General features: G+C 61.9%; 12 protein-coding genes and 1 riboswitch. Of the genes, 9 read left to right on the top strand and 3 right to left on the bottom strand.

Annotation, left to right across the window (positions count from 1 at the left end; translation table 11 throughout):
• Positions 1-24 precede the first annotated feature (24 nt).
• Both recQ and AC1DWQ_RS14695 read right to left on the bottom strand, forming a co-directional pair.
• A complete protein-coding gene (gene recQ / locus AC1DWQ_RS14700; protein ID WP_477670308.1) occupies positions 25-1,917 on the bottom strand; it encodes a DNA helicase RecQ in 1,893 nt (630 codons plus the stop codon).
• A gap of 117 nt (positions 1,918-2,034) precedes the next feature.
• Positions 2,035-2,427, bottom strand: coding sequence for a rhodanese-like domain-containing protein (locus tag AC1DWQ_RS14695; RefSeq protein ID WP_477670307.1), 393 nt, complete (start codon positions 2,425-2,427; stop codon positions 2,035-2,037).
• A gap of 181 nt (positions 2,428-2,608) precedes the next feature.
• Between AC1DWQ_RS14695 and AC1DWQ_RS14690 the strand changes: the two genes are divergently transcribed.
• Complete coding sequence (locus AC1DWQ_RS14690; RefSeq protein WP_477670306.1) at positions 2,609-3,655, top strand: homocysteine S-methyltransferase family protein; 1,047 nt, start codon at positions 2,609-2,611, stop codon at positions 3,653-3,655.
• A gap of 244 nt (positions 3,656-3,899) precedes the next feature.
• Positions 3,900-4,883: a Bug family tripartite tricarboxylate transporter substrate binding protein gene (locus AC1DWQ_RS14685; RefSeq protein ID WP_457281759.1), complete on the top strand. Its 984-nt coding sequence runs from the start codon at positions 3,900-3,902 to the stop codon at positions 4,881-4,883.
• A gap of 53 nt (positions 4,884-4,936) precedes the next feature.
• Here AC1DWQ_RS14685 and AC1DWQ_RS14680 read toward each other — a convergent pair whose 3' ends face one another.
• A complete protein-coding gene (locus AC1DWQ_RS14680; RefSeq protein WP_477670305.1) occupies positions 4,937-5,545 on the bottom strand; it encodes a Crp/Fnr family transcriptional regulator in 609 nt (202 codons plus the stop codon).
• Positions 5,546-5,638: 93 nt separating this feature from the next.
• Positions 5,639-5,735: riboswitch (S-adenosyl-L-homocysteine riboswitch) on the top strand.
• Positions 5,736-5,750: 15 nt separating this feature from the next.
• Here AC1DWQ_RS14680 and metH point away from each other — a divergent pair.
• From metH to AC1DWQ_RS14645, 7 genes are all read left to right on the top strand, one after another.
• The gene (gene metH / locus AC1DWQ_RS14675) at positions 5,751-8,570 is read left to right on the top strand and encodes a methionine synthase (RefSeq protein ID WP_477670304.1); all 2,820 of its coding nucleotides are present in this window, start codon (positions 5,751-5,753) and stop codon (positions 8,568-8,570) included.
• A 98-nt stretch (positions 8,571-8,668) separates the two neighbouring features.
• On the top strand, positions 8,669-8,851 hold the full coding sequence (locus AC1DWQ_RS14670) for a hypothetical protein (protein WP_477670303.1): 183 nt from the start codon (positions 8,669-8,671) through the stop codon (positions 8,849-8,851).
• A 301-nt stretch (positions 8,852-9,152) separates the two neighbouring features.
• Positions 9,153-9,953, top strand: a complete 801-nt coding sequence (locus tag AC1DWQ_RS14665; RefSeq protein WP_477670302.1) for a glycine zipper 2TM domain-containing protein — start codon at positions 9,153-9,155, stop codon at positions 9,951-9,953.
• A 159-nt stretch (positions 9,954-10,112) separates the two neighbouring features.
• On the top strand, positions 10,113-11,324 hold the full coding sequence (locus tag AC1DWQ_RS14660) for a M23 family metallopeptidase (protein ID WP_477670301.1): 1,212 nt from the start codon (positions 10,113-10,115) through the stop codon (positions 11,322-11,324).
• Positions 11,325-11,391: 67 nt separating this feature from the next.
• Complete coding sequence (locus AC1DWQ_RS14655; RefSeq protein ID WP_477670300.1) at positions 11,392-12,717, top strand: DUF308 domain-containing protein; 1,326 nt, start codon at positions 11,392-11,394, stop codon at positions 12,715-12,717.
• A 632-nt stretch (positions 12,718-13,349) separates the two neighbouring features.
• Positions 13,350-21,053 (top strand): DUF7933 domain-containing protein, encoded by a 7,704-nt coding sequence (locus AC1DWQ_RS14650; protein ID WP_477670299.1) that lies wholly within the window; start codon positions 13,350-13,352, stop codon positions 21,051-21,053.
• On the top strand, positions 21,050-25,189 hold the full coding sequence (locus AC1DWQ_RS14645) for an OmpA family protein (RefSeq protein ID WP_477670298.1): 4,140 nt from the start codon (positions 21,050-21,052) through the stop codon (positions 25,187-25,189). Before AC1DWQ_RS14650 ends, AC1DWQ_RS14645 begins: the two co-directional genes overlap by 4 nt.
• Positions 25,190-25,201: the final 12 nt, after the last annotated feature.

Raw genomic sequence — 25,201 nt, 5'->3', positions numbered from 1 at the left:
AATCGGCCATCGGCTTGCAAGGGCCTAGTCCGCCCCGGCGCAGACGCGCAGCACCTCTGCCCCGTAGGCCTCAAGTTTTTTGACGCCGATACCACTGATGCCCTCGAGGTCGGAAATGCCTTGCGGCGCGCGTTCTGCAATGGCTCGCAAGGTTGCATCATGAAAGATCACGAAGGCGGGCAGATTGTGTTCGCGGGCGACTTCGGCGCGCCAGGCCTTCAGGCGGGCCAGACGCTCCAGCGCGCCGGCATTGAGCGAGGCTTCGGCCATGCCTTTGGCGGAGGTCTTGGTGCCTTTTTTGGAGCTGCCTTTGCGCCGTTCACTGGCGCCGGCCGACTGCTCGCGCAGCATCACGCTGACTTCGCCCTTGAGCACCTGGCGTGCATCAGGCAACAGCTGCAACGTGTTGAACGCATCGGGGTCGACCCGCACCATGCCCTTGGCGATCAATTGGCGTAACACGCCACGCCACTGCACTTCGGACAGGTCGGCGCCAATGCCGAAGGTGCTGAGCTTGTCGTGGCCGTACTGCAATACTTTTTCGGTCGCCTTGCCGCGCAGGATGTCCATCAGGTGGCCTGCGCCAAAGCTGATGCCGCTGGCCTGCTGCACGCGGTAGATGCAGCTGAGCATCTTGCGCGCGGCTTCGGTCGCGTCCCATACCACCGGCGGCTGCAGGCAGTTGTCGCAGTTACCGCAAGGCTGACTGTCTTCGCCGAAGTAATGCAGCAGGCTGACACGCCGGCAACGCGTGTCTTCAGCCAGCGTCAACAAGGCATCTAGCTTGCCGCGCATGACCTGCTTGAACTCTTCGCTGGCGGCTTCGCTGGTGTCTATCATGCGGCGCTGGTTCACCACGTCCTGCAGGCCGTACGTCATCCAGGCATTGGCCGGGAGGCCGTCGCGGCCGGCGCGGCCTGTTTCCTGGTAGTAGCCTTCGATGTTTTTCGGCATGTCCAGGTGGGCGACAAAACGCACGTCGGGTTTGTCAATGCCCATGCCGAAGGCAATCGTCGCGACCATCACCGTGCCTTCCTCGCGCAGGAAGCGGTCTTGCCGCTGTTGGCGCAGGGCACTGTCCAGACCCGCGTGGTAGGCCATGGCCTTGAGACCGGCATCCTGCAGGGCTTCGGCAATTTCCTCCACGCGTTTGCGTGACTGGCAATACACAATGCCGGCTTCTCCGGCGTGTTCGCTTTCAATGAATCGCAGCAGTTGGCGCGTGGCGTCGGTTTTTTCGACGATGGTGTAGCGGATGTTCGGCCGGTCAAAGCTGCTGACGAATGCGCGTGCGTCTTCCAGCTTGAGCCGCTCAATCATGTCCTGCCGTGTCAGCGCATCCGCGGTCGCCGTCAGGGCAATACGCGGCACGTTCGGGAAGGTTTCGTGCAACAGGCTCAAGGACCGGTATTCGGGCCGGAAGTCATGACCCCACTGGCTCACGCAATGCGCTTCGTCAATCGCAAACAGGCTGAGCAGGCCGCGTTCATGCAGGGAGCCGAGCAGGCCTTTCATGCGCGGGGTGTTGATGCGCTCGGGCGCGGCATAAAGCAGCGTCAGTTCATTGCGCAGCAATTGCTTTTCAAGCTGGCTGCTTTCTTCAAAGCTTTGCGTCGAGTTTAAAAATGCGGCGGACACGCCGGCCTCATGCAGGGCGCCCACCTGGTCATGCATCAGCGCAATCAGCGGCGAGATCACCACCGTGACCCCGTGGCCGGCGTTTTGCCGCACGATGGCCGGGATCTGGTAGCACAGTGATTTGCCTCCGCCGGTGGGCATTAGCACCAGGGCATCGCCGCCGCGAACCACATGGTCCACGATGGCCTCCTGCGGCCCGCGGAAGCTGTCATAGCCAAAAACCCGGCTGAGCACGTCCAGGGGTGTCGGCAAAGGCGCAGAAATGGGCAATGAAGACAAGGTTTTAAGCCGGAAAATCGAAACGATGAAGAGGGGTGCTATGAAAATAGTAGCTGCTTGCGCTGGTGGAATAAAGCTGCGAGCCTGTTTAATGCATAAATAGCAGTAAAAAACCGGCTACATCTGCTCCCAGGGCAAGCCATCAAACCGCCAGCCCGAGAGCGTGGAGCGTTGGAACTGTTCGTCGAGCTCACCTTCAAAGCCATGCACCACATGCTGCACATCAGAAAAACCGGCCGCTTCCAGTGCCTTGCCGGCGTCCAGCGTGCGCTTGCCGGATCGGCAAATCAGCAGCACCGGCTGCGCCTTGCCGGCAGCTTCGCGCGCCACGGCGTCGGCGAACTTTTGCGGGTCCGGCTGCAGGTCGGGGTATTCGTACCACGGCACGTTGACCACGCCTGGGGGGCGGCCGACGTACAGCGACTCGATCTCCATGCGCACGTCCACAAACAGTGCGTCAGGATGTGCCTGCAGCCAGGACCAGGCTTCTTTGGGTTGAAAGTTTTTCATGTTCAGGGCAATACCCCTATTGTGGCTGATGGCGCCCCCACGGTCGCTCACTGCGTGTAGCTCCCTGCCCCCAAGGGGGCGCTGCGCCTGCGGCCCGGCAAAGCCGGTTCCGCGGCCCTTGCTGGTTGAAGAGAACCCGTCGAAGTCTGCTGAAAAAGCTGCCGCGCCTTAAAATCGGAGCATGAAGCCAATCATCTACACACGCGGGCAGCAGCTGCCGGCCATCCTGGAACAACGTATCGCCATCCTTGACGGTGCGATGGGCACAATGATCCAGCGCTTCAAGCTCAACGAGGCCCAGTACCGGGGCGAACGCTTCAGGAATTTTCACAAAGACGTGAAGGGCAACAACGAGTTGCTGAGCCTGACGCGCCCCGACGTGATCCAGGACATCCATGAGGGCTACCTGGCTGCGGGCGCCGACATGATTGAAACCAACACCTTCGGCGCGACTACCGTGGCGCAGGCCGACTACGACATGGCCGACCTGGCCGTCGAGATGAATTACGAGTCGGCCCGCATCGCCCGTGCCGCCTGCGACAAGTATTCGACGCCCGACAAGCCGCGTTTTGTCGTCGGCGCCCTTGGCCCTACGCCCAAGACGGCGAGCATCAGCCCCGACGTGAACGACCCGGGCGCGCGCAACACCAGTTTCGAGGAGTTGCGCAAGGCGTACTACGAACAGACCGAGGCACTGGTCAAGGGCGGCAGCGACGTACTGCTGGTCGAGACCATCTTCGACACGCTCAATGCCAAGGCGGCGCTGTTTGCCATTGACGAATACTTCGACAACTCCGGCGAGCGCCTGCCCCTGATCATCAGCGGCACCGTGACCGACGCTTCGGGCCGCATCCTGAGCGGGCAAACCGTGACGGCCTTCTGGCACAGCGTGCGCCATGCCGCACCACTGGCAGTCGGCCTCAACTGCGCACTGGGCGCCACCCTGATGCGCCCCTACATCCAGGAGCTGGCCCGCGTGGCCGGAGACACCTTCATCAGCTGCTACCCCAATGCCGGCCTGCCCAACCCCATGAGCGACACCGGCTTTGACGAAACGCCCGACGTAACGTCCCGCCTGCTGCGCGAGTTCGCCGAGGAAGGCCTTGTCAACATCGTGGGCGGTTGCTGCGGCACCACGCCGGATCACATAGGTGCCATCGCCCACGCGGTCGCCCCGGTCGCCAGCCGCTCCTTGCAGCGTGGCGCCTTCTACAAAGAGGCCGCCTGAGGGCAGCGCTGCCCTGCATCACTTCCGGGTGATGCCGTCGGCTGGCCGAAAAAGCCGGTTCCCTGATGCACGTGTACTTAATAAGTATGCATATGAGATGACGTGCCCGGCGATGTCCCGAAAAGTCATATTTCGCGGCTATAGTCAGGCCCTTTTGCCGAACCCTGTTTTCATTCTCCGGCGCTGCGCCCTGCAGCGTTGATGGTTCGGCAAAACAACGCAACACAACACAACCAAGGAAATCATGAAGGTGGGTTTATTCATCAAGGCCGCAGCGGCATTCACGTTGGCGATGACGGCTTTCGCAGGCCATGCACAACTGTCGCCCCAAAAACCGGTGACGATCGTCGTGCCCTATCCAGCCGGCGGCCCGCTGGACAACGCTGCGCGCATCCTGGCCGAGAAGCTGCGTCCCCTGCTCAAAACCGAAGTCACGGTTGACAACCGGCCGGGGTCCGGCGGAAACGTGGGTGCGGCCCTCGTCGCCAAGGCGCCTGCAGACGGCCATACGCTGGTGATGGGGGCGGTGGCCACACATGCCATCAACCCGTGGCTCTACCCGAACATGCCCTATGACGCATTGAAGGACTTCACGCCCATCACGTTGGTGGCCCGTGTGCCGAACGTGCTGGTCATGAATGCCGAAACAGCCAGGCGGCTGAAAATCAAGGACACCAAGGACTTGATTGCCTACGCACGCAAGAATCCCGGCCGGCTGAACTATGCCTCCGGCGGCAATGGAAGCGCCGGCCACCTCGCGGGCGAGCTGTTCAAAAGCCTGGCCAAGATCAGCGTGGTGCACCTGCCTTCCAGCGGCTCGGCGCAGGCGCAGGCTGGCCTGCTGTCGGGCCAGACCGACCTGATGTTCGACAACCTGGCCTCTGCCAGCGCCAACATCAAGTCGGGCAAGCTGGTCGCTTTTGGCGTGACCACCATCAACCGCTCCAGCAGCTTTACGGAAATTCCGACCATCAACGACGTATTGCCCGGCTTTCACATCAGCACCTGGTTCGGCATCTTTGGCCCGGCCAACCTTCCCAAAGCTACGGCAGACCAGCTTCAGCGGGCATTCGCCGACGCGCTCAACACGCCCGACACCGCGGAAAAGTTTGCACGCATGAGCGCGACCCCCAGCCCCATGAGCTCTGCCGACTTTGCCTACATGGTGATGAAAGAGCATGCCGACTATGGACGCCTGATCAAGGTCGCCAAAATCAAGCTCGACTAAGTCGAAGGGGGCGGCCAGCCTGGCGCCTTCCCCGCTTTTCTGCCAGACGGAAATCAGCCCGGCATCAGCCGGTCGATTTCCTGCTGCATGGCTTGTACCAGCTGGCTGTACATCTTGAGTTTTTCGCTGGTGTCGCGCAGCCGTTCGGCGATGCGCAGTGAAACGGCAAACATCAGTTTGGCCGCAGTCACCGGTTGCTCTTCCCCCATTTTTTCAAGCGCTGCGCGCGACAGCACGGCGCAGCTCACGTCGCTGCTGGCAGTGCATGACGCCAGCCGCGCCTGGCCGTCGACCAGGCCCATCTCGCCGATCAGGCTGCCGGGGCCCAGCACCGTGATGGTGACCGGCGTGCGGCGGCTGACCACAATGCTTTCGACCGTGACTTCGCCTTCGAGCAGCAGCACCATATAACCGGTATCGCTCTTGTCCCCTTCGCGGATGAAGGTCGTTCCCTCGGAAATCCTGCGCGGCGTCATATAGCTGACGACGGTGAAAGCCTCTTCGGGCGTGAGCTGCATCAGGGCGGTTGGTGCAATCAGCAGCCTGGCGGCAAGCTCGGCCGTGCTGGAGCCTTCAATGGCCCGCATGCGGTCTTTGGGACGCATGGACTCGGGCGCATCGGGCGTTCCCTTCTGTTTTCTGCCGAACAGGTTTTCAAACATGGTGGCTCCGGCTATCCCCTGGACTTTTGTTGGTATCTCTTGCCATTGGCGCAAGGATATGGCGCGGGCGGCGTTCAGCCCTTAAAATGATGGTAACCCAAGGAGCGTTGCAGCGAACACAAGCGTTCGTCAGGCTTGGGTTACAGGCGGCGGCTTCCGGCGGCCCCTGCAGCAACGACGCTCACCTTTGCCTCAAGGTGAGTCCGTGTCTGAAACTGAATCTTTACCCAATGTCCCCCCCATGAAGCTGTCCGGCCTGGAGCCGGTCGCCATCGGCGCGGGCACGCTGTTCGTCAATATTGGCGAGCGTACCAACGTCACCGGCTCCAAGGCCTTCGCCCGCATGATCCTCAACGGTGAATACGAGCAGGCGCTGGCCGTGGCCCGCCAGCAGGTCGAAAACGGCGCGCAGATCATCGACATCAACATGGATGAAGCCATGCTCGACAGCCAGGCCGCCATGGTGCGTTTCCTGAACCTGATCGCCAGTGAGCCCGACATCGCCCGCGTGCCCATCATGATCGACAGCTCCAAGTGGAGCGTCATCGAAGCCGGCCTGCGCTGCATTCAGGGCAAGGGCATCGTCAACTCGATCTCGATGAAAGAGGGGCTGGAGCCCTTCAAGCAGCAGGCCAGACTGCTCAAGCGCTATGGCGCGGCGGCAGTGGTGATGGCTTTTGATGAAAAAGGCCAGGCCGACACCTATGAGCGCAAAGTCGAAATCTGCGAGCGCGCCTACCGCGTGCTGGTCGATGAGCTGGACTTTCCGCCCGAAGACATCATCTTCGACCCGAACATTTTCGCGATCGCCACCGGCATCGAAGAGCACAACAACTACGCGGTCGATTTCATCAACGCCACGCGCTGGATCAAGCAGAACCTGCCGGGCGCCAAGGTCTCTGGCGGTGTGTCCAACGTGTCCTTCAGCTTTCGCGGCAACGACCCGGTGCGTGAAGCCATCCACACCGTGTTCCTGTACCACGCGATCCAGGCCGGTATGGACATGGGCATCGTCAACGCCGGCATGGTCGGCGTGTATGACGACCTCGATCCGGTGCTGCGCGAGCGTGTGGAAGACGTGGTGCTCAACCGTACACCGGCCTACAAGTCCGGTGAGCCCGAACTCACGCCCGGTGAGCGTCTGATCGAAGTGGCCGAGACCGCCAGGAGCGGCGCCAAGGACGACAGCAAGAAGAATGAATGGCGTGCCCTGCCGGTGCGCCAGCGCCTGTCGCACGCGCTGGTCCACGGCATGAACGAGCACATCGTGACCGACACCGAAGAGGTCTACCAGGAGATCCTTGCAGAGGGCGGCCGGCCGCTGCATGTGATTGAAGGCCCGCTGATGGACGGCATGAACATCGTCGGCGACCTGTTCGGCCAAGGCAAGATGTTTTTGCCCCAGGTCGTGAAAAGCGCCCGTGTGATGAAGCAGGCCGTGGCGCATCTGCTGCCCTACATCGAAGCCGAAAAGCTGCTGCTCGAAGCCGCCGGCGGCGACGTCAAGACCAAAGGCAAGATCATCATCGCCACGGTCAAGGGCGACGTGCACGACATCGGCAAGAACATCGTGACGGTGGTCTTGCAGTGCAACAACTTTGAAGTCGTCAACATGGGCGTGATGGTGCCCTGCCATGAAATATTGGCGCGCGCCAAGGTTGAAGGCGCCGACATCGTCGGCCTGTCGGGCCTCATCACACCCAGCCTGGAAGAGATGCAGTACGTCGCCGCCGAGATGCAGAAAGACGATCACTTCCGCATAAAAAAAATCCCGCTGCTGATAGGCGGCGCCACCACCAGCCGCGTGCACACGGCCGTCAAGATCTCCCCGCACTACGAAGGCCCGGTGGTGTATGTGCCCGATGCGTCCCGCAGCGTGAGCGTGGCGCAAAGCCTGCTGTCCGACCAGGCCGCCAGATACATCGAAGAGCTGTATACCGACTACGACAAGGTGCGCACCCAGCACGCCAACAAAAAGCAGGTGCCGATGTGGCCGCTGGCCAAGGCCCGCGCCAATCCCACGTCAATGGACTGGGCCCACTACACACCGCCCGTGCCCAAGTTCATTGGCCGTCGCGTGTTCAAGAACTTCGACCTGTCGGAGCTGGCCCAGTACATCGACTGGGGTCCTTTCTTCCAGACCTGGGACCTGGCCGGAGCCTTCCCGGCCATCCTGAAGGACGAAGTCGTGGGCACCGAAGCTGTGCGCGTGTACGCCGACGCCCAGCGCATGCTCAAGCGCCTGATTGAAGGCCGCTGGCTCACCGCCAACGGCGTGATGGCGCTGTACCCCGCCAACAGCGTGGGTGACGACATCGAGATCTACACCGACGAGTCGCGCAGCGAAGTGGCCATGACCTGGTACGGCCTGCGCCAGCAAACCGAAAAAACCGCGATTCACGGCGTGATGCGCCCCAGCCGTTGCCTGGCTGATTTTGTCGCGCCCAAGGTGCTTGCTCCTGAATTGATAGCTGCTCGCGCTGAATATACGGGCGCTGCAGGCCAAAATGCCTCACAAATTCCGGACTACATCGGTCTTTTTGCCGTCACGGCAGGCATTGGCGCCGAGAAAAAGGAAAAGTACTTCCTGGATGACCACGACGATTATTCGTCCATCATGCTCAAGGCGCTGGCTGACCGCCTGGCCGAAGCGTTTGCCGAAAGCCTGCACCAGCGCGTACGCAAGGATTTGTGGGGCTATGTGCCGGCCGAGTCACTGGACAGCGAGGCGTTGATCGCCGAAAAATACCAGGGCATACGCCCGGCGCCAGGCTACCCGGCCTGCCCGGACCACAGCGTCAAGAAAGAAATGTTCGAGCTGCTCAAGGCCGAAGAGGTCGGCATGGCCCTGACCGAAAGCCTGGCCATGACGCCGGCTGCCAGTGTGAGCGGCTTTTACCTGAGCCACCCCGAGAGCACCTATTTCAACGTTGGCAAAATCGGCGACGATCAGCTGCAGGACCTCGCGCAGCGGCGTGGTCTGAAAGCCGGGGAATTGCAGCGCCTGCTGGCACCCAATCTTTAAGAGCCACTAATGAAACTCGAAGCGCTGCGGCAGGGATCAGGCGCCACGATCGGCGGCTTTTGCAATAGTGGTACATGCCTTAAAAAATGAAGTGGCAGATGGACAAGCAGCTTAAAGAGTACCTTGCGATCGTATGGAAGAAGAATTCAGGCGAGCCGGGCGTGCATGAAACGTTCTACGCACATAGCTATGAAGAAGTAAAGACAATGCTTGCAGAAAAGTACGGCGACGAGACAATAGTTTCCCTTACCGATGTTGAGGCCGCTGCCCGGCCACGTTAAGGTCGATGTCATTGGGGCAAATGGGAGTGATACGGAAATTCACTTCCACCGAAAACCCTCTTGGCGTTGTGCGCCGCCTTCCGCGGACCGTTTCGCTGGATTCTGTGGGCGTCTCCAGGAACAACAGGCCGCGTTACCGTTGCAATTCGCGTTTACGGCGACTTTGCCGGAGAATAACCTGCGTTTACATAAATACACAGCTGCCTGCCAAAGCATGTTTACCTTCGCGGCATGGGAAACGTTGAACAACGACAGATGAAACCCCGTTGCGGGACCAATTGATTTCACAGAGGGAAATGCCATGAACACATCCACCGAAAATCTTCAGCCGGGCCAGCAGGCCCCGTCGGCCAGCAAGCCCTTGTGGGCGGCCGTCGGCATACTGGGAGTGGCCGTCCTGGCCATGGGCGGGACCATGATTTACCAGATGCGTAACCCGGTTACGGCGACCCCGGTGGCACTCGCAGCACCGCAAGCCGCGCCGCAAGTGGCGCCCCCCATGGCCGCGGCCAGCAATGTGGCGGACGACATGGCTGAAAAGCCGGTTGCCGCACCCGCCAAGCCCGCGCCCGTGCCGACCAAAAAAGTGGTCAAGCCGACGCCAAAACCGGCACCCGCCCCGAGTTATGCGGGTATTTCGCCCGCACCGGCCCCTTACCCTGCACCGGTCGCTGTGGCGCCGGCGCCTGTGTGCCATCTATGCGGTGCGGTGGAGTCAGTGACACCGGTTGAGCGTTCCACCAAGCCGGCAGGCCCTGGCGTAGGTGCTGTGGCGGGTGGCGTGCTGGGCGCCGTGCTGGGTAACCAGGTCGGCCATGGCGGTGGGCGTACGGCGGCCACCATCCTGGGTGCGGTGGGTGGCGGTTTCGCCGGCAACGCCATCGAAGGGCATGTTCGCAAGGAAACGGTTTACCAGGTCGGCGTGCGCATGGAAGACGGTTCCCAACGCATGGTAGAAGTTGCCCGCGCTCCCAGCGTTGGCAGCCGCGTGACAGTGGAAGGGTCGACCTTGCGGACCCAGGATGGCGCCAGTTACGGTCCCAAGCCGCCGCCGGCCCCTGTGGTCACGCAGCAGCAGTCTCCCGACTACAGCAACCGCTGATCCAGTCAAAGACCGGAAGGCGTGCAGACTTCAGCACGATTGCCCGGTGATCTTTTCCCCATGTGCCGTGCGAAGGGATCCCTTCGCGCGGCACGCTCTTATGCTTCGACGGTGCGATGCTTGGCGCTATGATGGCCCCGCCATCACAAGGAGGATCGCATGCGTCGTTTTTTTGTGGCCGTGCTGGTACTTGCCGGAGGTCTGCACGCCTTTGCGGCAGGACCCAAACCCGGACTGAACAACCTGGAATTTGCCGGTGCGCATGACCAGAACACTCCTGTACTGCTGAGCGCCGCCTCACGCCCCGTGCCTTTTCGCGGCGCTGATGGGCGTGTGCACATCGATTACGAGCTGCAGGTCACCAATGCGCGGGCCGTGCCGGTCAAGCTGGTATCGCTGGAGGTATTGGATGCCGCTTCGGGCAAGGTGCTGACCACCGTCGCCGGGGCGGATGTTGCGGGCACTTTTTCGTTGCTGGACGGCGCGGGTGGTGACAGCATCGGCGCGGCACAGGCCGGTTTGTTCTGGATTGACGTGGTGCTGGAGGCCGGTCAGGCCATTCCGAAAGTCCTGTCGCACCGTGTGGTCACCGCCGGGCCCGAAATCAAGCTCACGGCAGCCGTCAAAACTGCCGGTGAGAGCAGCGTTCAGACCACGCAGACCGGTGGCAATGTTTCCGTCAGCACCCGGCCGGCTCCGCTGATCGGCCCGCCGCTTGAGGGGACCGGCTGGGTTGCATTCAATGGCTGCTGCAAAGAGGCGCCGCACCGGCGTGCCGGTATCCCGGTGAACGGCGTTCTTTATGTCAGTCAGCGGTTTGCGATCGACTGGATCAAGATAGACGCGAACTCGCAGCAAAGCAACGGCGACAGCAACAAGAACGAAAACTGGCCGACCTACGGGCAAAAAGCGATTGCCGTGGCGGATGCCAAAGTGGTTTCCGTGCTCGACGGGCTGCCTGAGCGGGTGCCCAATGCCTTGCCACCCGACACGACCATGCAGAACGTGACGGGCAACCATGTGATCCTCGATCTGGGGCGCGGCTATTACGCGTTTTATGCACACCTGCAGCCGGGTTCACTGAAGGTGCGCGTGGGCGACCGCGTCAGGCGCGGCCAGGTGCTGGCGTTGCTGGGCAATTCCGGCAACACCACGGCGCCGCACCTGCATTTCCACGTGTCGGACGGTATCGGTCCCTTGTCATCCCAGGGCGTGCCCTACGTGATCGACGCGTTCACGGCCAGGGGTGTTGCCACGGACGCGACCGAGCAGGGCAAAGTGCTGTGGACCGCGCTGCCGCAGCAGCAGGCCGTCCAGCGTGCAACCATGCCAATGAATGGCTATGTGGTTGACTTCCCCTCTTTGAAGTGAAGCCTGGGCGCTGCGAGCTACGCATTCCCCTGACGCGTAGCACGGTCCCGGCGGTCACCGCACCAACATGTTCAGACTTGCACTAACCCTTTTTGGCGGCGATGCGCTCGTGAAGCGCTGGAAGATCTTTCTGGTGGCGGGCCTGCTCGCGGTGTTGCTGGGTGCCGTGGTGCTGATAGACCTGGTCGATGGCGTGACCGACATGGCAGGCTGGGTGTTCGGCGCCGTGTTGCTGTTGCAAGGCCTGGTGGAGCTGGTGATAGGCACCACACACACACGTGCGCGGCGGCGCTTTGAAATGTTGCGCGGCGCGGCCATGGTGGTGTTTGCCTGTCTGCTGCTGGATTTCCCCTGGGACAATTCGATTGCTGCAGCCGTTCTTTTCGCCGCTGCTTTTACCTTCAACGGACTGGTGCGTATTGCGTCAAGTCTTTTAATCCGGTATCCGAACTGGCGCATCTCCAACGTCATCGGTTGGGGTTATCTGGTCATGGCGATATTGCTGGTGACCGACTGGCCCCTGCCTTCTGCGATGAACGTGTCTTTTTGCACCGGCCTTGCATTGATGGCGGGCGGCTACGTCGTGATGCGCGGCGCCTGGCGCCTGCAACGCTTGCCGCCGGGGTCACGGCTTGCGGCCATTGAGCTCTATAAAAGGAAAAGGGAGATGGGTGCCAGTACGCCCCCATCCGCCCCGCCCGCAGGTGCCGGCATGCCCGGCGAACAGATGGTGGTTCACATCTGGACCGCCGTGGATCAAAGCGAAGAGCGCATCCGCCTTCCGCTGGTCGACCGGTACATTGCGGCCCTCTCCCGCAAAGGCAGCGTTACCACCGGCCATGTCGCGCTGGAGTGCGGGCCGCAACTGTACATCAGCCACCATCCACGCGTGCGCCTGACCATCACGCAGCACAATCTTGTAAACCAGGTGCGCGCTACACAAAGCAACGACCATCCGGGGATGTGGCTTCCCTCTTATGAGCAGGAAGCCGGTGCGACGCGCCCTTCAACCTTTCGCATCCGCTTTCGCCTGTTTAACCGCAGCCACCTGCAGTCGTTCTGGGAAGCGTACCGTCAGGACGACACCTATAACCTGACGCATCGGAACTGCTCGGTGGTCGTGACCGAGGCTATCGACGCCGCGATGGAAGGTGTATTTGCCGACAAACCTTTCTGGCGAACCCTGCTGCGCCTGGCCTTTCACCCCGACATGTGGCTGGCCGGAAGCGTACGGGTGCGTGCCGAATCGATCGCGTGGACACCCGGGCTGGCGCTGGATTATGCCGGCGCGATCCGGCGCATCACCCACCCACATCAGGACTTGAGGGTGCACCTTGCGCGCTGGTGGAAGACACGCCGGCCCCAACGTCAGCGCGCAAAAAAAATCCCTTGAAAACTCGGCGAGGAGGTTGACCTGCGCTGTGTGAAGGGCGGACTCCAGAAGTCCGGATTTAGTGGCCGTTCCAAGGTCTGGCGGCCCCCATCCAAAAGGAAAAAGCATCAGGGCTGACGAACCTCAAAGGCGCAGCCCTGCCGCAGGCAACCTGTCTGCGTTTGACAGCCGGTGCATGTACGGCGCGTGTCGCACGGGTGTTATTGGCCATTCCCGCTTGCGGGAGCTGCATGGGCCGTAGATGCCGCCCCTCTGTCCGTTGTGAGGGATTCCGTTCACAAAAGCCGCAGTCATGCCTGGCTCAACAGCGGTTTCTTCAGGTATTTCCGCCTGCTGCCAAAAATGTCCACTTGGTTTGCATCGGCACAACGAAAAATTACAGAAAGAAACATATACAACTAATAGGGTTGTTAAAAAGTTCCACTTTTGTCACTTCAAACTAACAAAGTAGTAAATTTAGTATTAGAAAAAACGCAACATAGTTAATCTTCGCACTGTTTGTTACCGGTACGTTGTCTGACATGAGACATGCCGAGTAAACGCAGTGCGTCCTCTGCCAGCGTTGACTCGGTGCTCCTGCGGACTGCTTACCGGCACGGTTCCCAAGCATTCAAAGAGTCGAACTGCCTACTATGTTGTCCTCGAAATTTCTGGCGAAAGCCGCTGCCGGCTCCTTGCTTCGTGCTGCGGCTCTCGGATTGGCCATTGGATTGATGCCCGTTGCGGCCCAAGCCTTGACGGCTTCGGTGACCGCGATCATTCCGGCGCAAGGGATGTATCCCGGCGAGACGGCCACCTTGCGAATTACCCTGTCCAACAGCGATCCGGTGCCCGTCACCAATGTGGACTTCAGCAACAGCTTGCCTGGCCTTCTGCCCAACGGCCTCAGTGTTGCGTCTGCGGCCATCAATGGTTGCGGTGGGGCTTTAACCGCCAACCCGGGAACGCAGGCGCTTGCCCTGGCTGGCGGCACCATACCTGCCGCCGCCGGCGGGATTGACGGCCAGTGTGTCATCGACATTCCGGTCACGGTCGGCACCTCGACGGGTAACGCAACCTCCTACGCGTATCAAATCCTCAATGGTGCGGTGACCAGCAGCGGCGGCAGCAATGTAGGAGATGTCTCCCAGACCTTCGTGGTCAGGGCATTGCAGCAGCCGCAAATTTCAAAGGCATTCACCAGCTCGACGCTGGTGCTCGGCGGCGCTTCGACGCCTCTGACCATCACGCTGGTCAACCCGAACCCGGTGGCAATTTCCGGGTTCAGCATCACCGACAACTTTCCCCAGCTCGGCGGCAGCGCCATCATGAAGGTCGCGGCAGCGCCAGGCGCGAATGCAACGTGCACCAGCGGTCCGGTACCGGCCTTCAATCCCGCACCGGCAGCGGGCGCAACCAGTGTGACCGGCACCGGAGATCTGCCGGCGAACGGAAGTTGCACCTTCGTTGTGAACGTGGAGGCGAACCAGACCAACGGCCAGTTCTCGACCGGTGCCCAGAACAACATCATCAACCGGAGCACCGACTTCACCAATGTGCTTGGACTGCCCGCCCAGGCCAATGCGCAGGCCAGCGTGACGGTCCGGTCTCCGCTCGGTGTGTCCAAGGGCTTTACGCCCAGCACCTCCCTTTCAAGCGGTGCCTCGGGCTTTCTTACCCTTACCTTGAGCAATAGCGGCAATACGCCACTGACTGTCACCACCTTTGATGACACGCCGATCGACGGGATTGGTGGCGTCGACCCGACAAAAGGGTTAAACGTCACATCGGCGGTGACCAGCTGTGCGGGCGGCGCCGCTGCCGCGATCAACAGCAACAAAGGCGTCAGGCTGACCGGCGGGACCATTCCCGCCAATGGCAGCTGCACGGTGACAGTGAACTTCACCGCGGCTGTTCAGGCGAACGGCGTGCCGGTGACCTACACCAACAGCATCCCCCAAGGCGCCGTGGATGTGGGCGACCCCGCCATCAAGAGCCAGGCGGTATCGGCCACCATCCTGGTTGCCGACGACCTCCGTGTTCTCAAATCGGTACAACCCACGACACCCGTGGCGCCGGGCAACCCGATCCAGTACCAGATCACCGTGCAAAACTTCGGCGCTGGTGCGATCAATACCGTATCGGTGACGGACAACTTCACCAACGGCCAGACATTCCTCACCGGCACGATCAACGGCCTTAATTACACGCCGACTGTCAGCGCCGCTTGCGGCAACGTCAACTCTGCGAGCCCACTGGGCAGCAATGCGCCGGTCTTTACCATCGACACCGTCCCGGCCCGCACCAGTGTCAGCGTACCGGGTGCCTGCACCATCACCGTGTGGGCCATGGCGTCCACTGTTGCGGTGGCCACCTCGAACAACGTCATCGCTGCCGGTGGGGTTTGCTACAACGGCGGCGCCACTTGCAACGGGGGTGCTTCCAATTCCACCAGCGTAGGCACCAACCCGCCCGTGCTCGCAGCAACGAAGGCGTTTGCCCAGTCCTCTCCCGGCGCCAGCACGTTTGCCGAGGGAACCATTGTCCGCATGACCATCACGCTGACGAACAAGTCGGCGAACCCACTGACCAACGTTGCGGTTTCGGATACTCTGCAATTGGCAACCAGCGGTGGGGGCCAGCTCCGCATCGCAAATCCGGCCAACGCGGCAAGCACCTGCGGCGCCCCCGCCATCACGGCGGTTGCCGGCTCCACTTCGATCGGCATCACCGGCGGCACCGTTCCGGCTCGCGCCAACAACGGCACGGGTGCGGACGGCAGCTGTAACTTGCAGGTGGATGTCGTAGGGCCGGCCGGCGTTTATAACAACACCGCGACGGTCGACGGCACCGAAACCTACGGGAACGGCACGACACACACACTGGGTACGGTATCAACCAACACCCCCCAGCTGACCTACACCTCCGCGCTGACCGCGAACAAGAGCTTCAATCCACCCGGCGTGTCCTCGGGCGGCAAATCAACGGTCACGGTTCAGCTCCTGAATTCGAGCGCGCTCGCGCTGACAAACGTCAGTGTGACCGATCCGCTCCCGGCGGGCATGGTGCTGGCCACTCCGCCCAATGCGCAGACGACCTGCGCGGGAAGCACGTCCATCACGGCTGTTGCAGGGGCAGGCAGCGCAACGTTGACCGGCGCCAATGTGGCGGGCGGCGGAAATTGCGCTTTCCTGTTTGATGTGGTGGCAACAGGCGGCGCGAACTGGGTCAACAGCATCCCCCCCAACGGCATCCTCGCGGACGGCGGCGTGCGTAACGTCACCGCCGTTGTCGGCACGCTGCTTTTCAATGCTCCTACCGGCCTGGCCGTCAGCAAAACGACTTCCATCAGTTCCCTGGCTTTCCCCGGCCAGGTGAGCCGGCTGACGATCAACATATCCAACGGGTCCCAGGCGGTTACCAACCTGGATATCACCGACTACTTCACGGTCGGCGGTGTTGCAGGCGGCACCAACAATGGGTGGGTGGTGACGCCTACCCCGGCAACCGCAACGACATGCCCGGGCGGGGTTGTGACCGCTGCGGCGGGCGCGCGATCGGTCCGTCTGTCAGGGGTAAACCTGGCTGCAAACGCGACCTGCCAGGTATCGGTCAACGTGACGTCTGCCGTGACCGGTGGCAACACGAACACCATTCCGCCGGGTGCCATCATCACCGACCAGAACCTGACCAATGCCAACCCGGCAACGACCAGCCTGGCGATCAGCACGAACATTGGCATCGTCAAGCAGTTCACGCCTAACGTGGTGGCGCCGGGTACCCGGTCCCGCTTGCGCATCACTTTCTATAACCCGCTTTCACAGCCCGTCAGCGACCTGGCGGTCACCGACACCTTGCCGGCTGGTGTGACCGTTCCCAGTGGCGCGAATCCGACGACGACATGCCAGGGTGCGACGGTCTCTTCGACGGTCAACACGGTGCAGCTTTCGGGCGGCATCATCGTCGCCGCGGCCGGAAATGTGCCGGCAACCTGCCAGGTTGAAATCGACGTCTTTGTGGCGGCGCAAGGCGACTATGTCAATACCATTCCAGCCAACGCACTAACGGCAACCGCGGGCGGCAATGCCCTGGCGAACACCCAGCCTACGAGCGATACGCTGCGCGCGAGGTCACCAGTTGTGGTGCACAAGGCTTTCAGCGCCCGCACGCTGGACGCAGGCAATCCTGTCGGGTTCACGACCGGGTCCGACACCAAGGCGCCCGGTGCGGCGGCGGTCATGACGATCCGTTTCGACAATCCCAACAACACGCTGCTCAACGGCATGACCCTGACGGACGCATTGCCCGCCGGACTTGTCGTCGCGCCTACGCCGGCGGCGGCCACGACCTGTGCAGGCGGCACTGTTGTTGCCGCAGCGTCCGCCACCAGCGTTCGCCTGACCGGGGCCACACTCGCAGCCAATGGGTTCTGTACCGTCACGGTGAATGTTCTGAGCAACATTTCGGGCGTGTACACCAACACCATCCCGACCGGGAGCATTACTACCACCGAGGGCGTCACCAACCAGGAGCCCACCAGCGCACAGCTCATTACCTCCACCCCGCCGACCGTCGGCAAGCAGTTCACCCCTGCGGTGATCCCACCGAGCGGCGTATCGCGCCTGAGCATCGTCATCGGCAACACGAATGCCGCAGCAATGACCTTGAGCGCGGATTTTGACGACGTCCTGCCGACGGCACCCGGCCAGATCCGTTTGACGGCAGCTCCGGGCATGACGACCTCCTGCGGCGGTACTGTCGTGGCTGCCGCCAACGCCACCAGCGTGAGGCTCAATAGCGGCGGCACGATCCCCGCAGGTGGTTGTACGATTGATGTCAATGTGACGGGGCTGACGGCTGGCGTACACACCAACAACATTCCCGCCGGTGCCCTACAAACGAATCTGGGCAACAACCAGGCGCCTGCCAATGCGACGTTGACGATCAGCACCCTTGGCTACATCTCCGGCAAGGTTTTCAGAGACAACAACGTCACGCCCAACGGCACCTTTCAGAACGGCACCGACACGGGGATCGCCGGGGTCGGCATTGAACTGCGCAGCGGCGCAAACTGCAGTGGCGCACTGCTGACGACAGGAACCACCGATGCGCTCGGCAACTACCTGTTCTCCTCACTGGCTGCCGGCAGCTACTCCGTTTGCCAGCCGGCGCAGCCCGCGGGAACCACCAATGGCATCACGACCGCCGGCCCCATCAGTGGCATCAATGGCAGCACGGGTTCAGCCGGTACGGCATCCAACCCCACGGCTACCACCAGCCAGATCACCAACGTGGTTCTCAATGGTGACGGCGGAGCCGCCGAAATTTCGGGCTCCGCCAACAACAACTTTGCCGAAGTCGTTCCTTCGACCATTTCGGGCAAGGTGTTCAAGGACCTGAACAACAATGGCGCGCAGGACGGCGCGGATGATCCGCTCGCAGGCGTCACCATCGAGCTACGGGACGCAGGCAATGCGCTGGTCGCGACCACGGTCACCGATGCGGCGGGCAGCTATTCGTTCGGCAACCTTTTGCCTGGAACTTACAGCGTGGTGGAGCCCGCACAACCTGCCGGCACCTCTAACGGCATTACCACCGCGGGCGCTGTTCCGAACGGCGGAACACCCGGAACGGCGACCACACCGGCTGTCACACCGAGCCGGATCAGCAGCATCGTGCTGCCGCCCAATACGGTTTCGAGCGGCAACAACTTCGCCGAGGTGTCCAATGGCGGCACGATTTCCGGCAAGGTCTTCCTGGACTATGACAACAGCGGCCTGATGAATGGAAGCGATCACGGCATCGGCGGACAGACGATCAATCTGACGGGCACCGACATCAATGGGCTCGCTGTCTCCAGGTCAACGGTCACGCTGGCCGACGGTACCTATAGCTTTACGGGGCTCGCGCAGGGGACCTATACCGTGACGCAGCCCCTGCCGCAGGCCACCGGCACGACCAATGGCCAGACCATCGCGGGCAGTACCGGCGGAACGGCGACCTTGCCGGCCAACCCGGTGTCCTCGATTTCGACGATTCCACTCGCCAGCGCGAATGCCGTGTCAGCTGACAACAATTTCGCTGAAATCCCGGGCAATGCGCCTGACCTGGCGATCGCCAAAACGCACGCGCCGGTCAGCTTCGCCCAGGGATCCAGCACAGGCTTCTACACCATCACCGTTTCCAATGTCGGCGCAGCGGCAACGTCCGCCACCGTGACGGTGGTCGACACCCTGCCTGTGGGTATGACTGTAGCTGCCGTCAATGGCGGCGCAACCTGGTCCTGCTCCAACACCGCAACCACCGTCACCTGCAACACCAACAGCGTGATCGCCTCCGGTGCCACAGCGCCCGTCATCACGGTACGTGTTGCGGTGGCTGCCGGTTTGTCCGGACAGGTCCTGGTGAACACGGCGGTGGTCTCCGGCGGCAATGAGCCCAGCGGCTTTTCCGGCAACAACACGGCAACCGACCCCACGGCGATCTCCGACGTGGCGGCGGTGCAAGGCAGCGTGTGGCGCGACCTCAACCATGACCGTATCAAGGACCCAGGTGAACCATTGGTCCCGGGCTGGATCGTCGAGCTGACACTCGGCGGCGTGGTGGTGGGCACCACAACCTCCGATGCAAACGGCGCTTACAGCTTTTCCAGTGTGGCGCCGGGCTCGGGTTACCAAATCCGCTTTCGGGAGCCCACAAGCGGGCGCATCTATGGACGCCCGGTGCCCAATGAGACCGGATTGCCCTATACGAATGGACAGGTGAATTCGACCTCCAATCCGGCCGGTGCGAACAATACCGACGGAACGTTAAGAGGCCTCACGCTAACCGCCGGTACCACAACCTTGGCCCAGAGCCTGCCGCTGGATCCGAGCGGAGTGATCTACGACGCGGTCAGCCGTCAGCCTGTACCCAACGCCATCGTCACACTCTCGGCCCCAGGCCTCACCGCAGCCGATGTGATTGGCGGCAGCCTGACGCAGACGACGGGCGCTGATGGTTCTTACCAGTTCCTGTTGCTGGGCGGTGCTCCGGCAGGCGCGACCTTGTACACACTGACGGTGACGTCGCCACCGGGTTACCTGCCCGGTCCGTCGGCGATCATTCCAGCCTGTACCGCGACCCTGGGCGTGGGCCTGGCGCCTCCGAGCCCAGATCCGGCGTTGGTGCAGAACAGCAACTTCGCACCCACAGCGGGCGTGCCGCTGCACAACCCCGCAGCTTGCCCCAACAACACCCTTGCCCTTGCGGGCGGTGCGGCCACGACCCAGTACTTCTACACGTTCACTTTTGCCGCAGTACCAGGCTCGGCCAACGTGTTGAATAACCACATCCCGCTGGACCCGGTGCTGGGCGGCGCAATTGTGATGACAAAGAGCACGCCGCTGGTCAATGTGGTCCGCGGCGACCTGGTGCCGTACAACATCACGGCGACCAACACGCTGAATGCGGTGCTCGGCAACATCAACATCGTGGATGTGATTCCGGCGGGCTTCAGGTATCGCACCGGCTCGGCATCGCTCAACGGCGTGGCACTTGAGCCCACGGTGAGCGGACGCAATCTCACCTGGGCCGGCCAGACGTTTACCGCAGGTGAGCGCAAAACGCTTCGCATGCTGCTGGTGGTGGGCAGCGGTGTGTCGGAAGGCACTTACGTGAATCAGGTCGCAGCCCGCAATGCGCTGGTCAACGCCCAGGTGTCCAACACCGCCACAGCGACGGTGCGTGTGGTTCCCGATCCCACCTTCGATTGCTCCGACATCATCGGCAAGGTCTTTGACGACAAGAACGCCAACGGCTACCAGGACGAGGGGGAGCCGGGCATCGCGAATGTCCGCATTGCAACTGCGCGCGGGTTGCTGGTTACCAGCGACCATGATGGACGTTTCCACGTGGCTTGCGCGGCAATCCCGAACGCTGATCGCGGTTCCAACTTCGTGATGAAGGTGGACGAAAGAACCCTGCCTTCGGGCTATCGGTTGACAACCGAAAACCCGCGTGATGTACGGGTGACACGCGGCAAGATGGTGAAGCTCAATTTCGGCGCGACGGTCCATCGTGTGGTCCGGCTCGAACTCTCCGGCTCTGCATTCCTGAACGACGGCACGGAGTTACAGCCTGCGTATCTCGCGGTGCTGGAAAAGCTGCCTTCGCAACTCGCGACACGTCCATCCATCCTGCGCATTGCCTATCACCGAGGCGCCGAGGCGGCGGGGCTTGCGGAAAAACGCGTGTCGGCGATCGGTGACCGGATACAGGTCTTGTGGAAGGAAAGACGAAAGAAGGAGCGCGCGGAAACAGACAGTGAACCCCTCCATCCCTTGATGATTGAAACCGAGCTGGAGTCGGCGAAATGAATTTCCGTACACACACCATTGCAGTAGCCGTCAGCGTCCTTTGTGCAGGGTCTTCTGTATGGGCCGCCACCGAAGTCAGCGGCAAGCGAATTGACAATGGCCGTATCGACCTGTTCTCGGTGCCGCCGCCTGCGGAGGTGCAGCCGGCCATCAACTACCCGTTGCCTTCGGGCGTTACGCGGGAAGAGGCGGCAGGCATGCGCAGCCGCGCAGCGCAGTTGCCGCAGAGCGTGGCCTCCGTCAACAAGGCGCTGGAAGAAGCCAGGGGCCAGAGCCTTTTTGTGTCGGGCAAGGCCGAGTTGCTGCCCGCCGCCAAAGCATCCATTGAGGCGCTAGCCGCCGAGATACGCGCCAAGGGCGCGTCGTCTCCCGGTATGCGCATTGCTGTTGTCGGGCACACAGACAACCAGCGATTGGCGCCGGAGACAAAGCGGATATTCAAGGACAACCAGGGGCTTTCCGAGGCCCGCGCCCTGGCCGTTGCAGCCTATCTCAAGCAGCAGCTGAACAATCCCGCCATCACCTATTCGATCGAGGGTGCAGGCGAGAACAAACCGTTGGCATCGAACGCGACGCCTGAAGGGATGGCCCGCAATCGCCGCGTCGAGCTGCGCGTGTGGTTCGAGGCCGTAGCGCCGGCAGCCGTTCCTGTTCCGCTGGCGGCCGCCAAGCCCTGCACGCCACAGGCCGTGGGGCAGTCCACTGTGCCGTTTCGCATCACGATTGATGGCGAGCCTATCAATGCCTCCGAGATTCCCAATGAAGCAGATGGTCAGCGGTGCGCTGACGTCGCGCTCGAGAAGGCTGACATCCAGGTGCGTTATGACAGCCTGGCCATTGCGCCGGTGATGAATGCCTGGGCCACACCCAATGCAGCGGTCAAGGGCGAGGTGGTGGAGTTCCGGGCCTGGGCGAACTACATTCCCTGGATCAAAAAAGCCGAACTGCGGCTTTTCCGTGCAGGGCAGAAAACACAGGAGCAGCCTTTTGAGGTCGTGCCCATCACATGGTCAGGCGCGCTCAACTGGACCGTTCCGGCCAATACGGCCGGCGACCAGGTGTTCTACCTCCTGCGTGTTTATGACGCCCAGGGGCGTTTCGATGAGACCAGTCTGAAATCCCTGAACCTTCTGGTGCGCGCCATGCCGGTCAATGAAGATGCGGAGAAGCTCGAGCGCGAACGGCTGACGGGGTATGGCGAAAACAGCCTGGCGCTGCGCAATATTCCGGTGACCGGCGGCACCGTCACGGTCAACGGCACCAATCTCAAGCTGGGCCAGCGCATCGAAGCGCTGGGGCTGGAACTGCCGATCGATGCGCAGGGCAAGTTCGCCATGAAACAAATCATGCCGGCAGGTCCGCAGTCTGTAGAGGTGACGCTGAAAGAGTCGGACGGGCGCGCAAGCAACTTCCGCCGCAACCTCAACATCGCCGCGGATGACTGGTTTTACCTGGCACTGGGGGATTTGACGGTCGGGAAAAACAATGTCTCCGGGCCCGCCAAACTGGTGACCGGGGACTTAAGTCACTATGAAGACAAGGTGTATGTTGATGGCCGTGCCGCTTTCTACCTCAAGGGAAAAATCAAGGGCGAATGGCTGCTGACGGCTTCGGCCGATACCCGGGAAGGTCCTATCGAGGACCTGTTTTCCAACTTCTCCAGCAAGGATCCCAAATACCTTCTGCGCAGTATTGACCCCAACCTCTACTACCCCGTTTACGGTGATGACAGCACAACGGTGGATGATGCGCCGACGCAGGGCAAGTTTTTTGTCAAACTGCAAAAAGGCGACTCGCACGTCATGTGGGGTAACTTCCAGACCTCGTGGAGCGGGACGGAGCTGATGCAGTACTCGCGCGGCCTCTATGGCGCGCAGGTGCGCTACCGCTCTGAAGATGCCACGACCTATGGCGAAAAACAGACCCAGATTGATGCTTTTGCCGCCGATCCGGGAACGCTGGCTTCGCGCGAGGAATTTCGCGGCACGGGAGGCTCGCTCTACTACCTGCGCCACCTCGACATCACACAGGGCTCGGAGCGCGTCTGGATCGAGGTCCGCGACAAGGACTCCGGCATGGTGATCGAGCGCCGCGAACTCGCGCCTACGCAGGATTACGAGATCAACTACCTTCAAGGCCGTATCCTGTTGCAATCGCCCCTGTCGGCGACCGGCGCCGGCGCCGGCCTGATCATGGCGTCTGCGGTAGGCGGCCAGCCGGTCTACCTCGTGACGACATACGAGTTTGCACCCGGCGTCACGGCCATCAACAACCTGTCGACCGGCATTCGCGCGAGCCAATGGCTGAACGACCATGTGCAGCTGGGCGCCAGCAGCTACCACCAGGGCGAAACAGGCTCCAGTCAGACGCTCAAGGGGATCGACGGGACGCTGCGCTACAAGCCCGGCACCTGGCTGAAGTTTGAGGCGGCACGTTCCAAGGGGCCGGGCAATGGCGCCCAAACCTCTCTTGATGGCGGCTTTGGATTTAACACGCTGAACAACGGCGGCATCCAGTCGGCCGGCGCAGAACGTCTGGAAGGCTCGGTGGATCTCGCCGAAGTCACCGACAGCATGAAGGGGAAGATCACCTCTTATGTCCAGAACCGTGACCGCGGTTATTCGGCCCCGGGGCAGATTGGCATAGGCGGTGAGGCGGTCCGGCAGGCCGGTGCCGCTGCCGATGTGGAGCTTGTTCCGGGCACGCGCGTGCTGGTCAAGGCAGACAAGCGCGACGGCGATCTGCAGAATAACCAGAACGCCGAACTTGCGGTGCGGCAGACGCTGAACAGCGAATGGGAAGTCGCTGTCGGGGTCCGTGCGGACGATCGTTCCAATGTCACGCCAAATGCCAGCCCGTTGCTTTCCCAGACCGGATCGCGCACGGATGCGCAGGTGAGGGCGGATTACCGGCCTGATCGTGCGGGTGGGAAACCCGGGGAAAAAGAAAACTGGGAAGCTTACGGTTACGTTCAGGGGACGCTGGAGCGTGACGATACGCGCGACCCCAACAACCGCGTCGGCCTGGGTGGCGCACTGCAAGTCAGCGAACGCGTGAAGCTCAGCGGCGAAGCATCCGGCGGCAGCATGGGCGCCGGCGGCAAGCTGGGCGCCGACTACCGCATCTCCGACCGGAGCAATGCCTATCTGGCGTACACGATGGAAACAGAAAGCCCGGATGTCGCGTGGCGCGGCCGCCAAGGGACGCTGGTCTCTGGTGCAAGCACCCGCGTGTCCGATCAATTGCGGGTGTTCGGCGAGGGCCGTGCAGTCAATGGGGCCGGCCCGCAAAGCTTGACGCAAGCCTTTGGCATGGACTGGTCGCCTAATGACCGCTGGAACTGGGGCGCCAAGGTCGAGTTCGGAACCGTGTCCGACCCATTGGCCGGTGACCTCAGGCGCCGTGCGCTCGGTGGCTCTGTCGGCTACAAAAAGGACAGCCTGAAATACAGCGGTAATCTTGAGTGGCGCAACGACCGGAGCAATGTGTCCGGCGAACGTACCACCTGGCTGATGCGCAACACGGTGGGCATGCAGGTGGACCCTGCCTGGCGCGTGCTGGGCAAGCTCAATGTCTCGCGTTCAAGCAACAGCCAGGGGGCCTTTGTCGACGGTAACTACCATGAGTTTGTGCTGGGCAGCGCCTACCGGCCGGTTGACAACGACCGCTGGAACACCCTGTTCAAGTACACCAACCTGCACAACGTGCCGACCGCGGGCCAGCTGACCCCTTCGGGCCAGGCGGCCGACTACGCGCAGCGCAGCCAGGTGTTTTCCGTCGACACAATTTACGACGTGAAGCCGTGGCTTTCCGTCGGCGCCAAATACGCGTTCCGCGTCGGCGAGCTGAAAATGCCGGTTGCCGGCGGGGAGTGGTTCTCCAGCCGTGCTGATCTTCTGATCTTCCGGGCGGATCTTCACCTGGTCAAGGAGTGGGACGCCCTGATTGAATGGCGCAACCTGCGCGCCACGGAGGCGCAGGATGCAAAAGCCGGCATGCTCCTCGGTGTCTATCGCCACCTTGGCAAGGGGGTGAAGGTTGGGGTGGGATACAACTTCACCAAGTATTCCGATGACCTGACCGACCTGTCTTACCGCAGTCGGGGCTGGTTCCTGAATGTGCTTGCCACCTATTGAGCGATTGAGTTA

Source organism: Polaromonas sp. P2_G11 (assembly GCF_056403595.1).
The sequence above is the reverse complement of the archived record's forward strand: the minus strand, read 5'-3'. Positions and strand labels throughout refer to the sequence as shown.

Bases quoted from the DNA above. Each gene is read 5' to 3' on its own strand.
- AC1DWQ_RS14695 (WP_477670307.1), bottom strand. From the start codon at position 2,427: ATGAAAAACTTTCAACCCAAAGAAGCCTGGTCCTGGCTGCAGGCACAT.
- AC1DWQ_RS14645 (WP_477670298.1), top strand. From the start codon at position 21,050: ATGAATTTCCGTACACACACCATTGCAGTAGCCGTCAGCGTCCTTTGT.
- AC1DWQ_RS14665 (WP_477670302.1), top strand. From the start codon at position 9,153: ATGAACACATCCACCGAAAATCTTCAGCCGGGCCAGCAGGCCCCGTCG.
- AC1DWQ_RS14685 (WP_457281759.1), top strand. From the start codon at position 3,900: ATGAAGGTGGGTTTATTCATCAAGGCCGCAGCGGCATTCACGTTGGCG.
- AC1DWQ_RS14670 (WP_477670303.1), top strand. From the start codon at position 8,669: ATGGACAAGCAGCTTAAAGAGTACCTTGCGATCGTATGGAAGAAGAAT.
- AC1DWQ_RS14690 (WP_477670306.1), top strand. From the start codon at position 2,609: ATGAAGCCAATCATCTACACACGCGGGCAGCAGCTGCCGGCCATCCTG.
- AC1DWQ_RS14680 (WP_477670305.1), bottom strand. From the start codon at position 5,545: ATGTTTGAAAACCTGTTCGGCAGAAAACAGAAGGGAACGCCCGATGCG.
- AC1DWQ_RS14650 (WP_477670299.1), top strand. From the start codon at position 13,350: ATGTTGTCCTCGAAATTTCTGGCGAAAGCCGCTGCCGGCTCCTTGCTT.
- AC1DWQ_RS14660 (WP_477670301.1), top strand. From the start codon at position 10,113: ATGCGTCGTTTTTTTGTGGCCGTGCTGGTACTTGCCGGAGGTCTGCAC.
- AC1DWQ_RS14655 (WP_477670300.1), top strand. From the start codon at position 11,392: ATGTTCAGACTTGCACTAACCCTTTTTGGCGGCGATGCGCTCGTGAAG.